Raw genomic sequence first — 17,253 nt, forward strand, 5'->3', positions numbered from 1 at the left:
TTATTTGCGGTCCTTGATCGGGACGAATTCCAGGTCTTCCGGACCCACGTAATTGGCGCTCGGGCGGATGATCTTGTTGTCGATGCGCTGTTCGATGATGTGGGCGGCCCAGCCCGAGGTGCGCGAGATGACGAACAGCGGCGTAAACATCGCCGTCGGCACGCCCATCATGTGGTACGACACGGCCGAGAACCAGTCCAGGTTCGGGAACATGTTCTTGATTTCCCACATGACCGATTCCAGGCGCTCGGCGATATCGAACATTTTCGTGGAACCGGCTTCCTGCGACAGCGAACGGGCCACTTCCTTGATGACTTTATTGCGCGGGTCCGAAATCGTGTAGACGGGGTGGCCGAAGCCGATCACCACTTCCTTGTTGGCCACGCGCTCGCGGATGTCCGCTTCCGCTTCGTCGGCGTTGTCGTAACGCTTCTGGATGTCCAGCGCCACTTCGTTCGCGCCGCCGTGTTTCGGGCCGCGCAGCGCGCCGATGGCGCCCGTGATGGCCGAATGGATGTCGGAACCCGTGCCGGCGATGACGCGGCTGGTGAAGGTCGAGGCATTGAATTCGTGTTCCGCGTACAGGATCAGCGAGGTGTGCATGGCTTTTTCCCACGATGCCGACGGTTTTTCGCCATGCAGCAGGTGCAGGAAGTGGCCGCCGATCGAGTCGTCGTCCGTTTCCACTTCGATGCGCTTGCCGTTATGGCTGTAGTGGTACCAGTACAGCAGCATGGAGCCGAATGACGCCATCAGGCGGTCGGCGATGTCGCGCGCGCCAGGCGCGTTATGGTCGTCTTTTTCCGGCAGGGTGCAGCCCAGCACGGACACGCCCGTGCGCATCACGTCCATCGGGTGGGCGGCGGCCGGCAGCGCTTCCAGGGCCGACTTGACAGCCGACGGCAGGCCGCGCAGGGATTTCAGCTTGGCTTTGTAGCCTTTCAATTCGGCGGCGGTCGGCAGCTTGCCATGCACCAGCAGGTAGGCGATTTCCTCGAACTCGCAGCTGTCGGCCACGTCCAGGATGTCATAGCCGCGATAGTGCAAATCGTTGCCGGTCTTGCCGACCGAGCACAGCGCCGTGTTGCCGGCAGTAACGCCGGACAGGGCGACGGATTTTTTAGGCTTGAAAGTAGCGACTTGCGGTGCGGTCATAGTGTTCTCCAGAAGATGATTGTCAGTCCAGTGCGGCGGGCCTGGGCCTCCCAGGGCCCGCTCTTGTATAGGTGCTTACTTCTTTTGCGCGGCGAACAGCGCGTCAAGCTTTTGCTCGAAGTCGTGATAATTGATCGATTCATACAGCTCCATGCGCGTCTGCATGGTGTCGACGACATTCTTTTGCGTGCCGTCGCGGCGCAGGGCGCGGTAGACATTGTCGGCCGCCTTGTTCATGGCGCGGAAAGCCGACAGCGGATACAGGGCCAGACCCACGTGGGCGCTGCGCAATTCGTCCAGCGTGAACAGCGGCGTGGAACCAAATTCCGTGATGTTGGCCAGGATAGGCACATTGACGGCCTTGGCGAACGTGGCATACATGTCCAGGTCTGTGATGGCTTCCGGGAAGATCATGTCGGCGCCCGCCTCGACGCAGGCGACGGCGCGTTCCAGTGCCGCTTCCAGGCCATCGACGGCCAGCGCATCGGTGCGCGCCATGATGACGAAGTTCGGGTCCGTGCGCGCATCGACGGCCGCCTTGATGCGGTCGACCATTTCTTCCTTGCTGACGATTTCCTTGCCCGGACGGTGGCCGCAGCGCTTGGCGCCCACCTGGTCTTCAATATGCAGGCCGGCAGCGCCGAACTTGATCATCGATTTCACGGTGCGCGCCACGTTGAAGGCGGATGAACCGAAGCCCGTGTCGGCATCGACCAGCAGCGGCAGGTCGCATACGTCGGTGATGCGGCGGATATCGGTCAGCACGTCGTCCAGGCTGGAAATGCCCAGGTCGGGCAAGCCCAGCGAGCCGGCCGCGACACCGCCGCCGGACAAATAAATGGCTTTATAACCGGCGCGCTTGGCCAGCAAGGCGTGGTTGGCGTTGATGGCGCCGACGACTTGCAACGGGGATTCTTCCTGGACGGCCTTGCGGAATGCGGCACCTGCGGAGTATTGAGTCATGTGTTCACCTTATGGGTTTCGGACGGTCCCGAATGTTTCACGGAGTGGCTATGAGCATCAGTATTGCAAATGCCGTGCCAGCACCGCTCACCGGCCCGGAAAATGCGTCACGCACAGTGAAAATCAGGGGAAACGGCCACGCAACGGCGCTGCACGCGCTGTCACGCACGGGAACAGCGATGTCACAATGCATGACAATGATGTTTCAAATATGTTTCAATCATTCCATTTGAAACATTGAAACATGAAACATGCCAGACTGCCACCGGGCGGAACTCCGGACGGGACGGCGGGCGCGCACATAAAAAAACAGCCGGCGGGCGCCGGCTGCAGGTTTGCTGGAAATGCTGGAAATGCTGAAACTAAGCCAGCCGCACCAGCGGATTGGCGATGATGTTGTCGATCTGGCGCACGGCCTCTTCGCAGGCGGCGGCAATGGCGCCATCCTCGTCGTCGCGCACGAACTGCATGGTCGAGCCTTCGAATACTTCCAGGCCTTCCGCAGTGGCGCGTTCGATGTCGCAGCTGGCCGACCATTTGCCATCGGTGGTGGGCACGGCCAGGGGAACGATTTCCCAGCCTTTGTAGTGAATTTTAGAACTGTTATCCATGGGGTGCCTCCTTGGTGACTGACTCAATAGTGGAAATCGTAGCATGAAGCGCGACCGCTAGCGACGTGTTTCACGCGCCAGCGGGCGGTCAGGCTGACTTTCAGGCTAAACGATTTACGCTGGCTCAAGGACGCAGCAGATTATCCACTTCCGTCCTGGCCACTTCTATCCCGGCCGTGCAAGCCGTTTCAGGTGCCGCGTAGCCGCCCAGGGTGCGGCTGCGCGTGATCGCTTGCGCCGCACTCTCGCCCTCGCGCTGCAGGCGGTAGGTAAAATCCCATAAATCGTCGTTGTCCTTTTGCGGGGTCACCGAAATCGTAAAACCGCGGTATTGTTCGCTGCGTGCAGTGATATCGTTCATGAATTCCTCCTTGTAAGAATGAGGTTACCATGCTGCAAGCGCCAGGGTGCGCACGACTGCCGCGCACTCCTTATCTGTTTTTCGCATGCCAAAGGTCAATTCTCACCATTTTTTTAGCGTACTCTGGCGATATAATGTCCTTCCCTGTCCGCCCCCTTGCCGCCGTGATGACCCCACAAATCCAAGCTTTCTTCGATCCCGCCACCGCCACCGTCACGTATGTTGTGTACGAGGCCGATGGCCAGGACTGCGCCATCATCGATTCCGTGCTCGACTACGACCCGAAAGCGGGCCGCACCTCGACCACCTCGGCCGACAAGGTGATCGCCTTCGTGCGCGAACACGGCTTGCAGTGCCGCTGGCTGCTGGAAACCCACGCGCATGCCGATCATCTTTCCGCCGCGCCCTACCTGCAACAGCAGCTGGGCGGCGACGTGGCCATCGGCGCGGCCATCCAGACAGTGCAGCAGGCGTTCGCCGCCGTCTACCACCAGGATGACGCCAGGGCCGACGGCTCGCAGTTCGACCAGCTGTTCGCGCCCGACCAGGTGTTTCATATTGGCAAATTGGAAGTGCGCGCGCTGCACGTGCCCGGCCACACGCCGGCCGACCTCGCTTACCAGATCGGCGACGCCGTCTTCGTCGGCGACACCCTGTTCATGCCGGACGTGGGTTCGGCCCGCTGCGACTTTCCAGGCGGCTCCGCGTCCCTGCTGTACCGCTCCGTGCAGCGCCTGTTGGCGCTGCCGCCGCAAACGCGGCTGTTCATGTGCCACGACTATCCACCGAACGGCCGCGCGCCGCGCTGGGAAGTGACGGTGGCCGAACAGCGCGCCGGCAACATCCACTTGCGCGACGGCATCACGGAAGAACAATTCGTGGCCATGCGCACGGGCCGCGACGCCACCTTGGACATGCCGACATTGATCCTGCCCGCCATCCAGGTCAACATCAACGCGGGCAAGCTGCCCGAGCCGGAAGACAACGGCGTGCGCTACCTCAAAATACCGCTGAACGCGATCTGATTGCCTGGGGCACTCCCCGCCTACCGAACGTCCTTTCTTGACACCACGCAAGTTCCACCTCAGGCAATCCGCATACAGTGCAGATTGCCTGGGCTTGCTTGGGCGCAGCTGTTTTTCCTTCCCCATCCTGGATGGAGCGCCCGCATGTCGCCCGACCCTACGCTCGATACCAATTGCATCCTGCTCGCCGAAGCCGAAGGCACGACCTTGTTCAGCCATGCGCTGCTCAAGGCCGTCACGCGATTGCCGCGTCCCGGCATCATCATCTTTGTGCACGGCGTCAATTCCGACGGTGAATGGTATGAGCAAGCGGAACAAGGCCTGTGCGAAGGCCTGAATGCCCGCCTGAAACGCCGCGATGAGGACCTGGCGATACCTGGCCCGGCCGCCGGGCAGATGCAGGCTGCCACTTACACACGCGAATTGACGAATGACGGTTTCCTCAATCCCAAGCGCAATGCCACCACCTTCCTGCAAGCGGACGATGCCAATTCGCCCGTGATCCGCTTCCGCTGGGGCTACAAGGCCAACGGCGAGGAATTGCAGGCATTCGGCGACGGCATCTATCTCAACGAAAAGAATTACTGGGGCGGCGGACCGTTCGCCAACGGCTGCAGCGCCCTGCCTGATCTGTGGGGCCAGGGCTTGTCGGAGGAACTGTTCCTGTGGATGCATATCCAGCACATGAACCCGACGAATGACCGGCAAGTGTATGCCTGCCCGCCGCGCCCGTATTTCGTGTTTGCCGCGTGGCGCCTGGCGCGTCTCGTACAGTCGATCAGGGCGTGCCAGCACGACGCACCCGTCACCATCGTCTGCCATAGCCAGGGCAATATGGTGGCCATGGCGGCCGCCTTTCTCGGTGAAACGCTGGGCGCTTCCGCCGTGGCCGACAGTTATGTGCTGTGCAACCCGCCCTACAGTCTGCTCGACAGTAATTTCACGGAAAACTGGGTCAGCGGCCATCTGAAGGATGAGCATGGCAATACGGGCCGGCAAAAGTACGCAGCCCGCACGCAAACCTTGAAAGCGTTTTTCAACATCCTGCGCACACGCTCGGCCATGCAGCAGGATGCCGCCTTTGTCGACGAGTGCAGCGCCAATCGCAAGCCTGAACGCAAGGACAGCTACACGGCCGCGTTCGACCGCGCAGACTACGGCTTGCATGGCTCTACCTATGGCAGGGTCACCCTGTATTTCAATCCGCACGACCAGGTGATTTCGGCCACCCCCGTGCAGGGCATAGGCTGGCGCGGCATGTCGGCGCAGGAAATTGCCGATACGGGTGGCGAAGGCGTCTTCACGCAGCGCGTGTTTGCGCAAAACCACCTTGTCGGCCAGGAAAATGAAAAGGACTACGATATCTGGCAGCGCCATGGCCAGCCTTTGACGCCGGACAGCCTTGATTTCTGGCACCCGCGTTCGCTGGTCGCCGAGTACTCGATCGAAAAGGGCATGCGGGCCAGCAAAGGCATCGGGCGCAAGATACTGACCTTTTTGTTCGCACCCATCGTCATCATTCTCGCCAAGACTGCCGGCACGCGCATCAACGCCCTGCCGCCCAAGTCCTGGCGGCTGCCAATGAAGGCGCCCAAGCTGCCCGAGGCATTCCTGCCGCACTCGAAGCGCTTTGCCGACATCAGCGATCAGTTTGACGAAGGCTGCGATGCCCCGGCCGACTCCCTGCACAAGGAGCGCGCCACCGAAGCCGATGGCGCGTATGCGCCCTACCGTTCCCAGGGCAAGGGCGATGCGCAAACCGAGGCGGCGCTGCGCTACGAACAGAATGGCATGCTGCGCATGCAGGCCAGGCGCGACGGCTGGGTCGAAAAAGGCAAGCCTGTGACGGCGGTGGACAAGCCGGAGGAGGCTAGCAAGGAATTCAATGTCTGGCGCAAGCAGGAAATCCAGAGCTACCTGGCCGCCAACATCGACACCCACGCCACCGATCACTCGACCATCATGACCAACCCCGAGCATGCGCAAAAGGCACTGGCGTATGACGTGGCGGTGGGGGTGTGCACGATCAGGCAGGAGGCGTTGCGCAAGTTACGGGTTGCGGCGGATTGGAGGTTGTTAGAGCCTCTCAATGCCACCGATGATAGCGCCGAATTTTTTGAGTATTACGACAGCGGAGAATTCAAAAAAGCATCTTTATACAAATGGGCTAACGCCAAAGACAGCCCTGCCAGAAAACCAAAAAGCATCGTTGACGAGCGCCAGAACGCCAAGCCTGCCGACCCTTCCACCAACTTTGCGCTGAGGACTGACGGTGCGTAAATTCGTTGCCACGCCGCGCCAGCGATTGGCCTGGGCGCTCGCCGCATCTTTCATAGTCATTTGCCTTGCGCTCTGGCTCAACTGGCCAAGCTATGCAGGTCACCAGACTATCCATTCACCTGGAGAACTCATGAAACAGTTCCTTGCACTGCCCATGCTCGCCGCTTTCTCCCTATTTGCGCTATTGACAGCCTGCGCCGTGCAACCTGCGCAGAAAGAAGACGATCTCCCAAGAAACACTGCCCATGCTCCCTTCCGGGCACAAGTGGTGGGCCTGCAGTGGCTCAATCCGCTGCAGCGGCTCGACTATCCGACCGAGTGGCAGCTGCTATGGACGTTGGGATTGGCCAAGCCCAACGAAAATGACGATATGGTCAGGACGGATCCCAGGGGTTTCAGCACCTTGCGGGCCGTCGCCCCCATTGCCCACGATCTCGATGGCACGGAAACGTTCAAGGGCTATCACTATAAATATGTACGAAAATTAACCAGCCTATTTCATGACATTTACTACTCCAGCCCCACCTACTTTTATCGGGTCTATCCCAAGGATCAAAAACAGAACTGGCGCGAACTGGCAGGCATCCGCGTCGAATATGCCCTGCCTGCGGGTAAGTTGGACTCAGAAGAGGCAAAAAACACTACACGCGAACGCATCATCGATACCTTCAACATCGGCAATGGCAACTTCCCCACCCTCTGGACCCGCGCCACCCCACCCGACGTGCGCATCACCCTGGGCGGCAACAACGCGGGCTTCGTCTCCCTGCAAGCCGCGCTGGCCTACCTGGAAGCACATCCGAAGGAAACCGTATGGGTCATGAACTGGGATGCGCCGAGCCGGCCGAAAACCATGCAGATCAATGAAAACCTGGTGCTGCTGGTGCTGGCCGGCCCTGATTACAAGACGGAGCGCGCGGAGCTGGCGTGGATAGGCTACCCGGCCACGAAAAATGTGGCGGACTTTGAACTGGCCAAGGACCAGCCGCCGCGCGCCGTGCAGGCGTGGCAGGCCGTATTTGCCGAAGCGGCGCGCCAGGGCGGCAAGACGGAAACCGATATTGGCTACGTCATCCACGACGCGAGCAAGACCTTGCCCACGTCCTCCGACCGGCTGGGCCAGCTGGCGCAGGCGCTGACCCTGGAGGTGCCGGACTTCGACTTCCTGCCGCAGACTTTCAATACACCGGCCCTGCTGGGCGAAATGGGCGCCGGCACGGCGCTGACCAATGTCGCCCTGGCCATCGCCCATGCGAACCACGTCGGCAAGAGCGTGCTGGTGGCGGGCACCAGCGATCCTGCCAGCGTCACGGGCGTGCTGGTGTCGCCGCCGGCCACGGTGCGCCCCATCAATCACGACCAGCCGTGGTTCCGCGCGCGCGGCGAAAACCATGCGTATCTGCCGTGGTGGGGCATCCGCCACGACGCGACGAACGATATGCAGGGCTACTCAGATTGAAGTCCGAAGGCAACGCTCCTCACATGGCGTCAAACGCAATAACACAATGCAAATGATGCGTCTTCCGCCATGCCATATCCCTCAGTACCATGTGGTGACCCTATTCGAGGATCAGCCACGCCATGCAACCACCGTCAAACCCCGTACCACCCGAACAGCAGGCCACCCAGACCGGTAGCGCCACGATGCCCGTGCGCGGCGCGCTTGCCAGCCTGTCCCTGGCGATGCTGCTACCGGCACTGGGCACCAGCATCGCCAACGTGGGCTTGCCCGACATGGCCAGGGCCCTGCAGGCACCGTTCCAGGATGTGCAATGGATCGTGCTGGCGTATCTGCTGGCCATCACCGCCCTGATCGTCAGCGTGGGCCGGCTCGGCGACATGCTCGGCCGGCGCCGCCTGCTGCTGGCAGGCATCGCGCTGTTTGCCGTCGCCTCCATCCTGTGCACGCTGGCGCCCACCTTGTGGCTGCTGGTTGCCGCGCGCGCCCTGCAGGGCCTGGGCGCTTCCGTCATGATGGCGCTGACGATGGCCTTTGTCGGCAGCACCGTGCCGAAGGCCAGGACGGGCAGCGCCATGGGCCTGCTCGGCACCATGTCGGCGGTCGGCACCACGCTCGGCCCCGCGCTGGGCGGGCTGCTGATCGCGCACTTCGGCTGGCCAGCCATTTTCCTCGTCAACGTGCCGCTGGCCGGCGTGGCGCTGCTGTTGGCCTGGCGCTACCTGCCGGCGGACCAGCGCGGCGCGCACGCCAAGCGTCCCGTGTTCGACCACCGCGGCACCGTGCTGCTGGCGCTGACCCTGGGCGCGTATGCGCTGGCCATGACCCTGGGCCGCGGCCATTTCGGCGCACGCAACGTGGCGCTGCTGCTGGCCGCCTGCGTCGGCGCCATCCTGTTCGTCCGGGTCGAACTGAAGGCGCCGGCGCCGCTGATCCGCCTGGCCATGCTGCGCGCGCCCGTGCTCAGCGCCGGCCTGGCGACCAGCATGCTGGTCTCGACGGTCATGATGTCCACCCTGGTGGTCGGTCCCTTCTACCTGGCGCGCGGCCTGGGCCTGGGCACCGCCATCACCGGCATGGTGCTGGCGGCGGGGCCGCTGGTGGCGGCGTTCTGCGGCGTGCCGTCCGGCTGGCTGGTGGACCGCTACGGCGCGCAGCGCATGGGCGGCGCGGGCCTGTGCGGTGCGGCCGGCGCCTGCCTGGCGCTGGCCCTGCTGCCCGCCAGCCTGGGCATTCCCGGCTATGTCGCTCCCATCATGCTGCTCACGGCCAGCTACGCGTTGTTCCAGGCCGCCAACAATACCGCCGTGATGGGCGATATCGCTCCCGATCAGCGCGGCGTTATCTCGGGCATGCTCAATCTGTCGCGCAATCTGGGCCTCGTCACGGGCGCCTCCGTGATGGGTGCCGTCTTCGTCGCCAGCGCCGGCGATATCACCGGCGCCCAGCCAGCCGCCATGATCCGTGGCATGCACGCCAGCTTTGCCGTCGCCAGCGCGCTGATACTCGCCGCGCTGGCCATTTTCGCGCTCGGCCGCGCTCTGAGCAAGCCCTGACCTGCCGCTGCCGGCGGCATCAGCCGGCGTTGATCCGGGCCGCGCAGGCGTCGACCACGCAGTTGCGCAGCCAGCGGTGGGCCGGGTCGGCATCCATGCGCGGATGCCACATCAGCGATACGGTCAGGTCGGGCATGCCTAGCGGCAGCGCAAAACTGAACATGCCGGCGCGCAGATTGCCCGTATGCCGTTCCGGCACGGTGGCGATCAGGTCGGAGCCGGCGGCCAGCGCCAGCGCCGCCGTAAAGCCGCCGACAATGCAGGCGATCGTGCGCTGCAATCCCAGCGCGGCCAGGGCGCCGTCCATCGGTCCCGTATCCTGGTCGCGCCGCGCCACCAGCACGTGCTGGCCGGCCGCATAACGCTCGGCGCTGATGTCGCCTTGCGCCAGCGCATGGCCGCTGCGCACCACGCCAACGAAACAGTCGCCGAACAACCTGCGCGTGCGCACTTCCGGGCTGGTAAGACTGCCGATCACGCCCGTTTCCAGGTCGATGCTGCCCTCGCGCAGCTGCACGCTTTCCCGGTCCAGCTTTTGCACGAAGCGCAGACGCACGCCAGGCGCTTGCGCGCCGATATGCGCGAGCAGCGCCGGGCCGAAATTTTCCACGAAACCGTCGCTCGAACGCAGCGTAAATGTTTGCGCCAGCTGGCGCGGGTCCAGCTGCTGCGCCGGACCCAGTACGGCCAGCACCTCGCCTAACAGGGCCCCAACTCTTGCGCGCAGCTCCAGCGCGCGCGGCGTGGGCACCAGTTCACGGCCGGCGCGCACCAGCAACGGATCGCCGGTCGTCTCGCGCAGGCGCGCCAGGGCGCGGCTCATGGCAGATGGACTCAAACGCAAGCGCCGCGCCGCGCGCGTGACGCTGCCTTCGGCCAGCAGGACATCGAGGGTGATCAACAGGTTCAGGTCGGGTAGCGACATTGGCGCTTACTCGCCCTGCTCCGGCGCGCGCCCGATCTCGCCGTCGATATTGGCCAGGAACCAGGCCAGCGACGACATCAGCGCCACATTGCGCTTCAGGTTATCCGGGTCGACCTTGTCCAGCGTGTCGGCCGGCGTGTGGTGGTAGTGGAAGTAGCTGTGGCTGTCGACCAGCGGCTCGAAGCTGGGCACGCCGCCCGTTTCCAGGCGGTGCAAGTCGCCCGTGCCCAGCGCGTCGCGGCGCGTGAACGCGTGCGCGCCCATCGGTTGCAGGGCGGCGCGCAACGGGGCGAACAATTTTTCCGACTTCGCCCCCACGCTGGCGAGGATGCCGAACGGACGGCCGGCGCCGCTGTCCATCTCGATGGCCGCATACTGTTTACCGAGCGCCTGCTTGTGGGCCTCGAAGTAAGCCTGGCCGCCACGGCCGCCATTTTCCTCGTTCATCCAGGCGATCACGCGGATGGTGCGGCGCGGGCGGTAGTCGAGCTTTTTCAGGGTTTCCACCACGCCCATGGCCGCCACCACGCCGGCGCCGTCGTCGTGCGCGCCCGTCGCCAGGTCCCAGGAATCGAGGTGGCCCGAGACCACCACCACTTCGTCGGCCTTGTCCGTGCCCGGCCAGTCGGCGATGACGTTGTAGCTGTCCGCCTCGGGCAGGTTTTGCGGCGTCAGGGTCAAATGCATTTTCATCGGGCCGCGTGCGGCCAGGCGGCCGATCAGCAAGGCGTCTTCCACGGTGACGGCGGCGGCGGGAATGCGCTTGTTGTCATCGAGGCCCGTGGCGCCCGCATGCGGGATGCGGAAGTTCGCGCCGCCGATCGAGCGCACCAGCGCGGCGGCCGCGCCCAGGTCGGCCGCCGCCTTCGGTCCATTGAAACGGAAGCGCGAGCCCTGGCCGTAGGTGACGCCGGCCAGACCCCGCTCGGCCATCTCCTGGTCGAACGGCGTGTCGATCAGCACGATGGCGCCCTTCACTTGCGCCGCGCGCGCCTTGAGTTCCTCGAAGCTTTTGACGATGATGAGGGGCGCCGTCAGGCCGCTGGCCGGGGTGGCACCCGAGCCGCCCAGGGCGGTCAGCACCACGCGCTGCGATACGCCCTGCGGACGGCCCGCATAATCGACGATTTCCGCCGTTTCCACGCCGCGCACCCAGTGTGGCACTTTCACGGGCTGCAAGGTGACGGTGGCGCCCAGCTGGCGCATGGTCTCGGCCACCTGCTGCACGGCGGCGGCCGCGCCGGCGGAGCCGGACAGGCGCGGGCCGATCAGATCCGTCATGTCGGCCAGGCGCGCATACGCCCAGTCGCTGTGCAGCGCCGTGTCGCGCACCTGCGCCAGCGCTTGCGGCGCATTGCCTGGCGCGGCGGCAAAGGCGCCAGTGCTGACGATGCAGCCAAGGGCAAGGGATACGGCGGAACGGCGCAATGGCGCGCCAGTCAGGATGGTATGCATGTAATGTCAATTCCAGTCAACGAGGTCGAAGCGGGTACGCCGTGGCCAGAGGCAAGGCGCGGCTTTCTACGATAGCGTATTTGTTCTGTCATTGCAGCAACTTTTACGGGATCGATTGCCTCTCCCCCCGGAGTCGATTACCATCAAGATCGTGATCGCTACCGGATACCGCCATGCTCAAGGGAACACTCTGTAACGTCCGGCATGTGCAGGCCGCCGACCTGAATGCCTATATTTCCCTCGTCAACGACCTGCCCTCGCGCGGCGAGTTTTTCTCGATGCAATTCAAGTCGCCCGAGGCCATGCGGCGCGACTTCCTGCAATCGGGTTTTGTCACCGAGGACAGCGAATTGTTCCTCATCGAAGACAAAGCCCAGCACATCATCGGCACGATCACGCACTTCAAGAGCCGCACGCCAGCCTCGCGCGAGATCGGCTACCGCCTGTTCGACCGGCAGCGGGACGGGCGCGGCTACATCAGCGAGGCGACGCGCCTGGTGGTCGATTACCTCTTCAACGCCTATTCGTATCACCGGCTGGAGCTGCTGATGGACCCGCTGAACATCGGCTCCGAGCGCATCGCGCAAAAGAACGGCTTTACCGAGGAAGGCTTGATGCGCCAGGCGTTTTTTATCAATGGCGTGATGCGCGATGTCAAAATGTACAGCCTGCTGCGGCCCGAGTGGCAGGCGCGCCTGCGCTGACTTGTTACCATCGGGGCAGGAGTGTAAGAAGTTGTATTAGACGTGGAACAAGCTGGCGACAGCAGATATAGTCCAGTCCATGCAGATCATTGTGATCTCGCCGGAATGGAAGGAAATGCCATGTTGAACAAGAAACTCCTGGGTGCGGTAATGGTAGCGGCAGTGGCTGTGTCTTCGGCCGCAGTCGCCGGTGACCGCGACTTCAATACCGTTGCAGGCGCCGTTGTCGGAGCGGCCATTGGCAACAGCACCGGCGGGCGCAATGGCGCGATCGTCGGTGGCGTGCTTGGCGCCGCCGTCGGCAACAGCATCAGCACGAATGACCGCTATTATGATCGTGGCGGCTATCGCGGCGGCTACCGCGAAACCTATTACGCGCCTGCGCCGCAACCGGTGTACTACGCGCCGGCACCGCAGCCCGTGTATTACGCGCCGCCACCACGCTACTACGGCCCACCGGCTGTCGTCTACGTGCAACCGGGCCGCGGCTACTACCGCGACCATGGCCGCCGCGACTACTATGACCGAGACTACCACGACCGCGGCCACGGCTGGGGCCATCGTCGCTAAGCAGCACCCTGCACCCGCCCCTCTAAAACCTGCGCCAGCCTGCTGCCGCAGGTTTTTTTGTTAGATAAGCAAGGTATCGCCCCTGCACAATTTCGGCTAAGCTGTATCCTATGATCAACATTGCTGGCCGCCTGGACCGCTCAACCGATGCATTTAATCAAAGACGCGCTTGACTTCGGCCCCTGGCTCGATGCCGCCGCCGGCAGCAGCGTAGGCGCCGGCCCCGTGCCGCGGCGCGAAAACCAGGACAACTTCCTGCTGATCGATGCCAGCGGCCACGCCGTCTGCCTGTCGCGGCAGGCGCCGTTCCACTGCCAGGTGCCAGGCTGGCCGCGCGGCCATGTGCGCGCAGCCGTGCTCGACGGCATGGGCGGCCACGGCCAGGGGCGCGAGGCGGCGGAAGCGGCCGTGCAAGGCTTGCTGGCCATGCCCGCCTGCCTCGACCCGGCCAGCCTGGCAGCCAGGCTCGACGCTCTGCATACGCGCTTGCAGGACGGTTTCGCCAGGAGCACGCCCGCCCAGGCACGTCCGCCCGGCACCACCCTGACCTTGCTGGAAGTGCCGCCCGGCGAAGCGCCGCTGCTGTATCACGTGGGCGATTCGCGCCTGTATGAACTTGCCGATGGAGTGGCCAGCATCCTCACCGTCGACCATGTGCCGGCCACCGTGTACGCCATGCGCGGCGCGCTCGACGAGACGCGCTGGCGCGCCGCCGTGCACGGCGAGCACCATCCGCAAATCTCGCAGGCATTTATTTTAGGCAACGCCCTGAGCGACAGCTTGCAGCTCGACAAGCCCCTGCGCGGCCTCGATGCATCCACCTTGCCGCCCTTTCTGGCGCATCTGGGCGACCGCCGCGTGCTGCGCGTGCGCCCCGGTGCCCACTATGTGCTGGCCAGCGACGGCTTCTGGGCCTGTGACGATCCGCTGGCGCTCACGGCCCGCTGGCCCGCCTTGTGTGCCGGCAAGAGTGCTGCCCAGGCCGTCAGCGCCCTGTTCGACGATTTCCTCTCGCATCCCCCCAAAGGCTTGTATAGCGACAATATTACCTTGCTGGCGCTGCGCTTCGATGCGGCATTCAGCGCCCCGGCCGGCTAGCTGCCCCAGGCCATGTCGATTACCGTCAGGCCCAGCGGCCAGTCGCGCAAGGTGGCATAGTCGCTCAAATCCTAGGTGCCATAGGCAATGACAAGCTGGAGCGGGCGTTGGACAGGCATGATCGTCTCTCGATTCAAGCGATAGGGGAACGGCCGGCATAATGCAAAACGCCCCAGGCTCGCATCGCGGACGTCAAAATGCCCGGCCGGCGTGCGCGCGCATTGATGGGACGCTATTCCAGGCAATATCAAAATAACATATCCAGAAAGACATAATGTGTGTTTTTGAGCAATAGTTTCCATGACATGTATGTCGGGGTGTGAGCAGGGACATGAATTTGGGCAAAAAGTGCGCATTCCGGGTCCGCGAAAGTTGCCAAGCAGGCGCAAAAGCGCGTAAGCTCTCATGTAGAACAGAGGGCGCAATGTCCCCGCTCGATTCGAGTCAGAATGTCATGAAAAAATGCAGCAACCCGGAGCACCCGCACTGTACGTTCTGGGTCTTGCCTGGGGAAACAGTCTGCGCTGGCAACCACCCGCAAGCGACGACTGCCCCCAGCAGCTACGACCTGTTGACCGCACTGCGCAGCGCCCGTTCCGAGCCATCGGCAACGGCGCTTCCGCACGCCCCTGCGCATGATTCTGCTATTCGTGATGCTGTTATTGGCGATGCTGCCATTCAAACGGCAAGCCGCTCCTCGCCGGCCGCCGCCGCCCCGGCATTCACGCCAGCGCCCGTTGCACCGGCAACGGTGCCGCCCGCCTACCAGCCAGCGCAAGCCCACCTGCACATCAGCGGCTTCGATCCCCGTGCGGCAGGCGGACGGCAAACCCTGAAGATGGAACTGCGCGGCATGAGCGCCGCCTGCGCGCCGCAGCTGACCTTGCGCCTGCGCTCGGACCTGATCCCCCGTGGCCAAGTGCAGCATGATTTCGTGCGCACCACGCGCGGCGACTGGCGCCCCGTGTTTGTCGAGTTTTCCTCGCGCAACAAGGAACACGGGCAATACCAGATCGAAGTGGAAGTACACAGCCATGTCGATGGCGCCGTGGCGCAGAAATGGGTCTGCACCTTCGTCATCCTGGTGCCGCGCCGCGACGCCACGCTGACGGAAATCCACCAGATCTTCCTCAGCACGCACAAGAATGTGCGCGTGATGGCCGACGACGCGTCGATTGCCCGCGTGACGGGCGGCGACGGCTGCAACCTCGACGTGACGGCGCGCAATGCCGGCATCGCCCACGTGGATTTATCTGCGCCGCAAGGCAAGATCGACATGGGCTTTACCACCATTGCCTGGGACGAGGAGTTGATCGAAGTCGACCTGCCCGCCACCAGCCACTGCCATCCGCACCCGAGCCAGGCCGCCTGCCTCGTCAATGCGGCGCCGGAAGCGGGCGAACAGCGCCAGGTCCGCCTGTTCGCACTGGAAGAATGCATGCTGGGCCGCTTCGAATTGGTGGACCCGGAAGCCGACGTGCTGCTCAGCCATTTCAGTCCCGACGGCCAGGACAACAATGGCCTGACGCGCCGCCTGTCGGGCCGCCATGCCATCATCCGGCGCAGCGGGCAAGGCTTTGAAATCGAGGACGTATCGCGCTATGGTGTGCTGCTCGACGGCGTGTGGCCCGGCAAGCACAAACCGGTCGCCCTGCGCCTGGGCATGCGCATCGAGTTGTCTGCCAGCATCAAAGGCATCGTCGTGCTCAGCGTCACGGCCATCCTTGCGCACGGCGTGATCCTGCACCGCATCGACCACGGCGCCCGCGCCGAATGTTTTTACCTGCTGCTGCCGGACACCCAGCCGACGCCGGCCAGCCACCTTGCCACGCCGCAGGCCAGTTGCCTGCCCGTGCTGTTCCACCGCAACGGCGGTTTCTGGCACATCGATACCGCCAGCGGCAAGGAAACCGCGCTGGCCCCCGCCACTGCGCTGGATAAACTCAGCGGCTTCGCGCGGCACAACCGCTTCGCCAGCGAACCGTATCCGGAATGCTGGATCATCCGCACCGAGGGCGCAGCGCTGTGCGATAGCGCGCTAACGGCCTGATACAACACCTCTCAGGTATTAGCTAGCGCGGTATCAGCACGAGAAAAATCATCGACAGCCCAAAAATAAACACCGCTTCCAGCGTAAACACGATGGCGGGAATCTGCAATTCGCGCGGGATTTTCATGGCGAGACCTCTTCAAAACGTGGGACTGCTTTCAGCATAGCGCGCCCTGGGCCAATTACATTATCAGCCGCACAACACACTTGAACGCCCGGCATGACTTGCCGAGTCCGCTAGCCAGGCCCTGCCGACACATAATTTAACAAATTATCGCCAGATATTCTGCAAATAGCACCCCTCCACGCCCTTGAATACTGTATATTCATCCAGTTAATATCCCCTGTATTTCACACAACGCCCGCATGGCGTTTTACATTTTCTATGGCTTCCAACAAAGCGCACCATGCGACCGGTTGGGCTGCCGGCGTGATCGCCGCGGCCCTGGTCGCGCACGCTGGCGCCGGTGGTCCCTACCAAGTGCTGAGCATGCTCGCCTTTGTGATGGGCGCACTGGGCGGCACGGCGCCGGACTGGCTGGAAGTGGCCTGGTGGGCACGCACGCACCGGCTGTGGATCACGCATCGCACCTGGACGCACTGGGGCCTGGCCTGGATCGCGCTGCTCGTCTACACGTATCTGCAATTGCCGCACCACCTGTGGGCGCCGCCCCTGTTCGGCTTTGCCGCAGGCGGCATCATGCATCTGCTGGCCGACTGGCCCAATCCGCTGGGCGTGCCGTGGATTTTCCGCCGCCACTCGCTGCGCTGGTGGAAAAGCGGCCGCCACGACATCATCGTCATCATCGCCGCCTGGCTGGCCGCCACCGTCGTGGCCGACCACGTGTTTTTCGATGGCATCCACCTGCGGCGCACCGTGCTGGCGTTTGACAGCCTGCTGCACTGGTCCGCTGGCGCACTCCGGACGGCCTGGGCGGATCTGCAACAGTGGCAAGAGCGCTGGCGCCTCGGTGGCTGACGCCAATTGACGCCGGCGGCATGGCAATGTGATAATGAGTATCATTCTCAAACAGCCCAGCC

The 17,253-nt window shown here is 63.5% G+C and carries 16 protein-coding genes; 9 read left to right on the forward strand and 7 right to left on the reverse strand.

Going from position 1 to position 17,253, the window contains the following annotated elements; all coding sequences use genetic code 11:
• From prpC to O0882_RS15850, 4 genes are all read right to left on the reverse strand, one after another.
• Entirely contained in the window at positions 1-1,155 is a 1,155-nt protein-coding gene (prpC, locus tag O0882_RS15835) for a 2-methylcitrate synthase (protein WP_071076692.1), read from the reverse strand.
• A gap of 75 nt (positions 1,156-1,230) precedes the next feature.
• Positions 1,231-2,118 carry a methylisocitrate lyase gene (gene prpB, locus O0882_RS15840; RefSeq protein ID WP_096236075.1) on the reverse strand — a complete coding sequence of 296 codons (888 nt, stop codon included), beginning with the start codon at positions 2,116-2,118 and terminating at the stop codon, positions 1,231-1,233.
• Between the two features lie 362 nt (positions 2,119-2,480).
• On the reverse strand, positions 2,481-2,729 hold the full coding sequence (locus O0882_RS15845) for a hypothetical protein (RefSeq protein ID WP_076571626.1): 249 nt from the start codon (positions 2,727-2,729) through the stop codon (positions 2,481-2,483).
• 124 nt (positions 2,730-2,853) lie between these two features.
• On the reverse strand, positions 2,854-3,090 hold the full coding sequence (locus O0882_RS15850) for a hypothetical protein (RefSeq protein WP_099763306.1): 237 nt from the start codon (positions 3,088-3,090) through the stop codon (positions 2,854-2,856).
• A gap of 167 nt (positions 3,091-3,257) precedes the next feature.
• On the opposite strand from O0882_RS15850, the gene O0882_RS15855 reads away from it, so the two are divergent.
• The 4 genes from O0882_RS15855 to O0882_RS15870 all read left to right on the forward strand — a co-directional run bounded on the left by O0882_RS15855 (position 3,258) and on the right by O0882_RS15870 (position 9,410).
• Entirely contained in the window at positions 3,258-4,115 is an 858-nt protein-coding gene (locus O0882_RS15855; protein WP_219134695.1) for an MBL fold metallo-hydrolase, read from the forward strand.
• Between the two features lie 144 nt (positions 4,116-4,259).
• Positions 4,260-6,395 (forward strand): DUF3274 domain-containing protein, encoded by a 2,136-nt coding sequence (locus O0882_RS15860; RefSeq protein ID WP_289949459.1) that lies wholly within the window; start codon positions 4,260-4,262, stop codon positions 6,393-6,395.
• A 130-nt stretch (positions 6,396-6,525) separates the two neighbouring features.
• Positions 6,526-7,854: a hypothetical protein gene (locus O0882_RS15865; protein WP_289949461.1), complete on the forward strand. Its 1,329-nt coding sequence runs from the start codon at positions 6,526-6,528 to the stop codon at positions 7,852-7,854.
• A gap of 185 nt (positions 7,855-8,039) precedes the next feature.
• Complete coding sequence (locus O0882_RS15870) at positions 8,040-9,410, forward strand: MFS transporter (protein WP_289949841.1); 1,371 nt, start codon at positions 8,040-8,042, stop codon at positions 9,408-9,410.
• Positions 9,411-9,429: 19 nt separating this feature from the next.
• Here the strand turns inward: O0882_RS15870 and O0882_RS15875 are convergent, their stop codons facing one another.
• Together O0882_RS15875 and O0882_RS15880 are read right to left on the reverse strand one after the other, a co-directional pair.
• A complete protein-coding gene (locus O0882_RS15875; protein ID WP_289949462.1) occupies positions 9,430-10,335 on the reverse strand; it encodes a LysR family transcriptional regulator in 906 nt (301 codons plus the stop codon).
• Between the two features lie 6 nt (positions 10,336-10,341).
• Positions 10,342-11,790, reverse strand: a complete 1,449-nt coding sequence (locus tag O0882_RS15880; RefSeq protein WP_289949464.1) for a M20/M25/M40 family metallo-hydrolase — start codon at positions 11,788-11,790, stop codon at positions 10,342-10,344.
• A gap of 173 nt (positions 11,791-11,963) precedes the next feature.
• Between O0882_RS15880 and O0882_RS15885 the strand changes: the two genes are divergently transcribed.
• The 3 genes from O0882_RS15885 (at position 11,964) to O0882_RS15895 (ending at position 14,162) form a co-directional block, all read left to right on the forward strand.
• Positions 11,964-12,494 carry a GNAT family protein gene (locus tag O0882_RS15885; protein ID WP_289949466.1) on the forward strand — a complete coding sequence of 177 codons (531 nt, stop codon included), beginning with the start codon at positions 11,964-11,966 and terminating at the stop codon, positions 12,492-12,494.
• A gap of 120 nt (positions 12,495-12,614) precedes the next feature.
• On the forward strand, positions 12,615-13,064 hold the full coding sequence (locus O0882_RS15890; protein WP_152250951.1) for a glycine zipper domain-containing protein: 450 nt from the start codon (positions 12,615-12,617) through the stop codon (positions 13,062-13,064).
• Positions 13,065-13,211: 147 nt separating this feature from the next.
• Complete coding sequence (locus O0882_RS15895; protein WP_289949468.1) at positions 13,212-14,162, forward strand: protein phosphatase 2C domain-containing protein; 951 nt, start codon at positions 13,212-13,214, stop codon at positions 14,160-14,162.
• Here the strand turns inward: O0882_RS15895 and O0882_RS15900 are convergent.
• Complete coding sequence (locus O0882_RS15900; protein WP_289949843.1) at positions 14,159-14,230, reverse strand: DUF2177 family protein; 72 nt, start codon at positions 14,228-14,230, stop codon at positions 14,159-14,161. The genes O0882_RS15895 and O0882_RS15900 overlap by 4 nt on opposite strands.
• A gap of 386 nt (positions 14,231-14,616) precedes the next feature.
• Here O0882_RS15900 and O0882_RS15905 point away from each other — a divergent pair, with 386 nt between their 5' ends.
• Both O0882_RS15905 and O0882_RS15910 read left to right on the forward strand, forming a co-directional pair.
• Entirely contained in the window at positions 14,617-16,212 is a 1,596-nt protein-coding gene (locus O0882_RS15905) for an FHA domain-containing protein (RefSeq protein ID WP_289949469.1), read from the forward strand.
• 385 nt (positions 16,213-16,597) lie between these two features.
• The gene (locus O0882_RS15910; protein ID WP_289949471.1) at positions 16,598-17,191 is read left to right on the forward strand and encodes a metal-dependent hydrolase; all 594 of its coding nucleotides are present in this window, start codon (positions 16,598-16,600) and stop codon (positions 17,189-17,191) included.
• The last annotated feature ends 62 nt before the right edge of the window (positions 17,192-17,253 follow it).

The sequence above is a fragment of the Janthinobacterium sp. SUN073 genome, from assembly GCF_030397665.1.
In the GTDB taxonomy this organism is placed as follows: domain Bacteria; phylum Pseudomonadota; class Gammaproteobacteria; order Burkholderiales; family Burkholderiaceae_D; genus Janthinobacterium.

Coding starts and splice junctions, on each gene's coding strand:
- prpC (WP_071076692.1), bottom strand. CDS start 1,155: ATGACCGCACCGCAAGTCGCTACTTTCAAGCCTAAAAAATCCGTCGCC.
- prpB (WP_096236075.1), bottom strand. CDS start 2,118: ATGACTCAATACTCCGCAGGTGCCGCATTCCGCAAGGCCGTCCAGGAA.
- O0882_RS15845 (WP_076571626.1), bottom strand. CDS start 2,729: ATGGATAACAGTTCTAAAATTCACTACAAAGGCTGGGAAATCGTTCCC.
- O0882_RS15850 (WP_099763306.1), bottom strand. CDS start 3,090: ATGAACGATATCACTGCACGCAGCGAACAATACCGCGGTTTTACGATT.
- O0882_RS15855 (WP_219134695.1), top strand. CDS start 3,258: ATGACCCCACAAATCCAAGCTTTCTTCGATCCCGCCACCGCCACCGTC.
- O0882_RS15860 (WP_289949459.1), top strand. CDS start 4,260: ATGTCGCCCGACCCTACGCTCGATACCAATTGCATCCTGCTCGCCGAA.
- O0882_RS15865 (WP_289949461.1), top strand. CDS start 6,526: ATGAAACAGTTCCTTGCACTGCCCATGCTCGCCGCTTTCTCCCTATTT.
- O0882_RS15870 (WP_289949841.1), top strand. CDS start 8,040: ATGCCCGTGCGCGGCGCGCTTGCCAGCCTGTCCCTGGCGATGCTGCTA.
- O0882_RS15875 (WP_289949462.1), bottom strand. CDS start 10,335: ATGTCGCTACCCGACCTGAACCTGTTGATCACCCTCGATGTCCTGCTG.
- O0882_RS15880 (WP_289949464.1), bottom strand. CDS start 11,790: ATGCATACCATCCTGACTGGCGCGCCATTGCGCCGTTCCGCCGTATCC.
- O0882_RS15885 (WP_289949466.1), top strand. CDS start 11,964: ATGCTCAAGGGAACACTCTGTAACGTCCGGCATGTGCAGGCCGCCGAC.
- O0882_RS15890 (WP_152250951.1), top strand. CDS start 12,615: ATGTTGAACAAGAAACTCCTGGGTGCGGTAATGGTAGCGGCAGTGGCT.
- O0882_RS15895 (WP_289949468.1), top strand. CDS start 13,212: ATGCATTTAATCAAAGACGCGCTTGACTTCGGCCCCTGGCTCGATGCC.
- O0882_RS15905 (WP_289949469.1), top strand. CDS start 14,617: ATGAAAAAATGCAGCAACCCGGAGCACCCGCACTGTACGTTCTGGGTC.
- O0882_RS15910 (WP_289949471.1), top strand. CDS start 16,598: ATGGCTTCCAACAAAGCGCACCATGCGACCGGTTGGGCTGCCGGCGTG.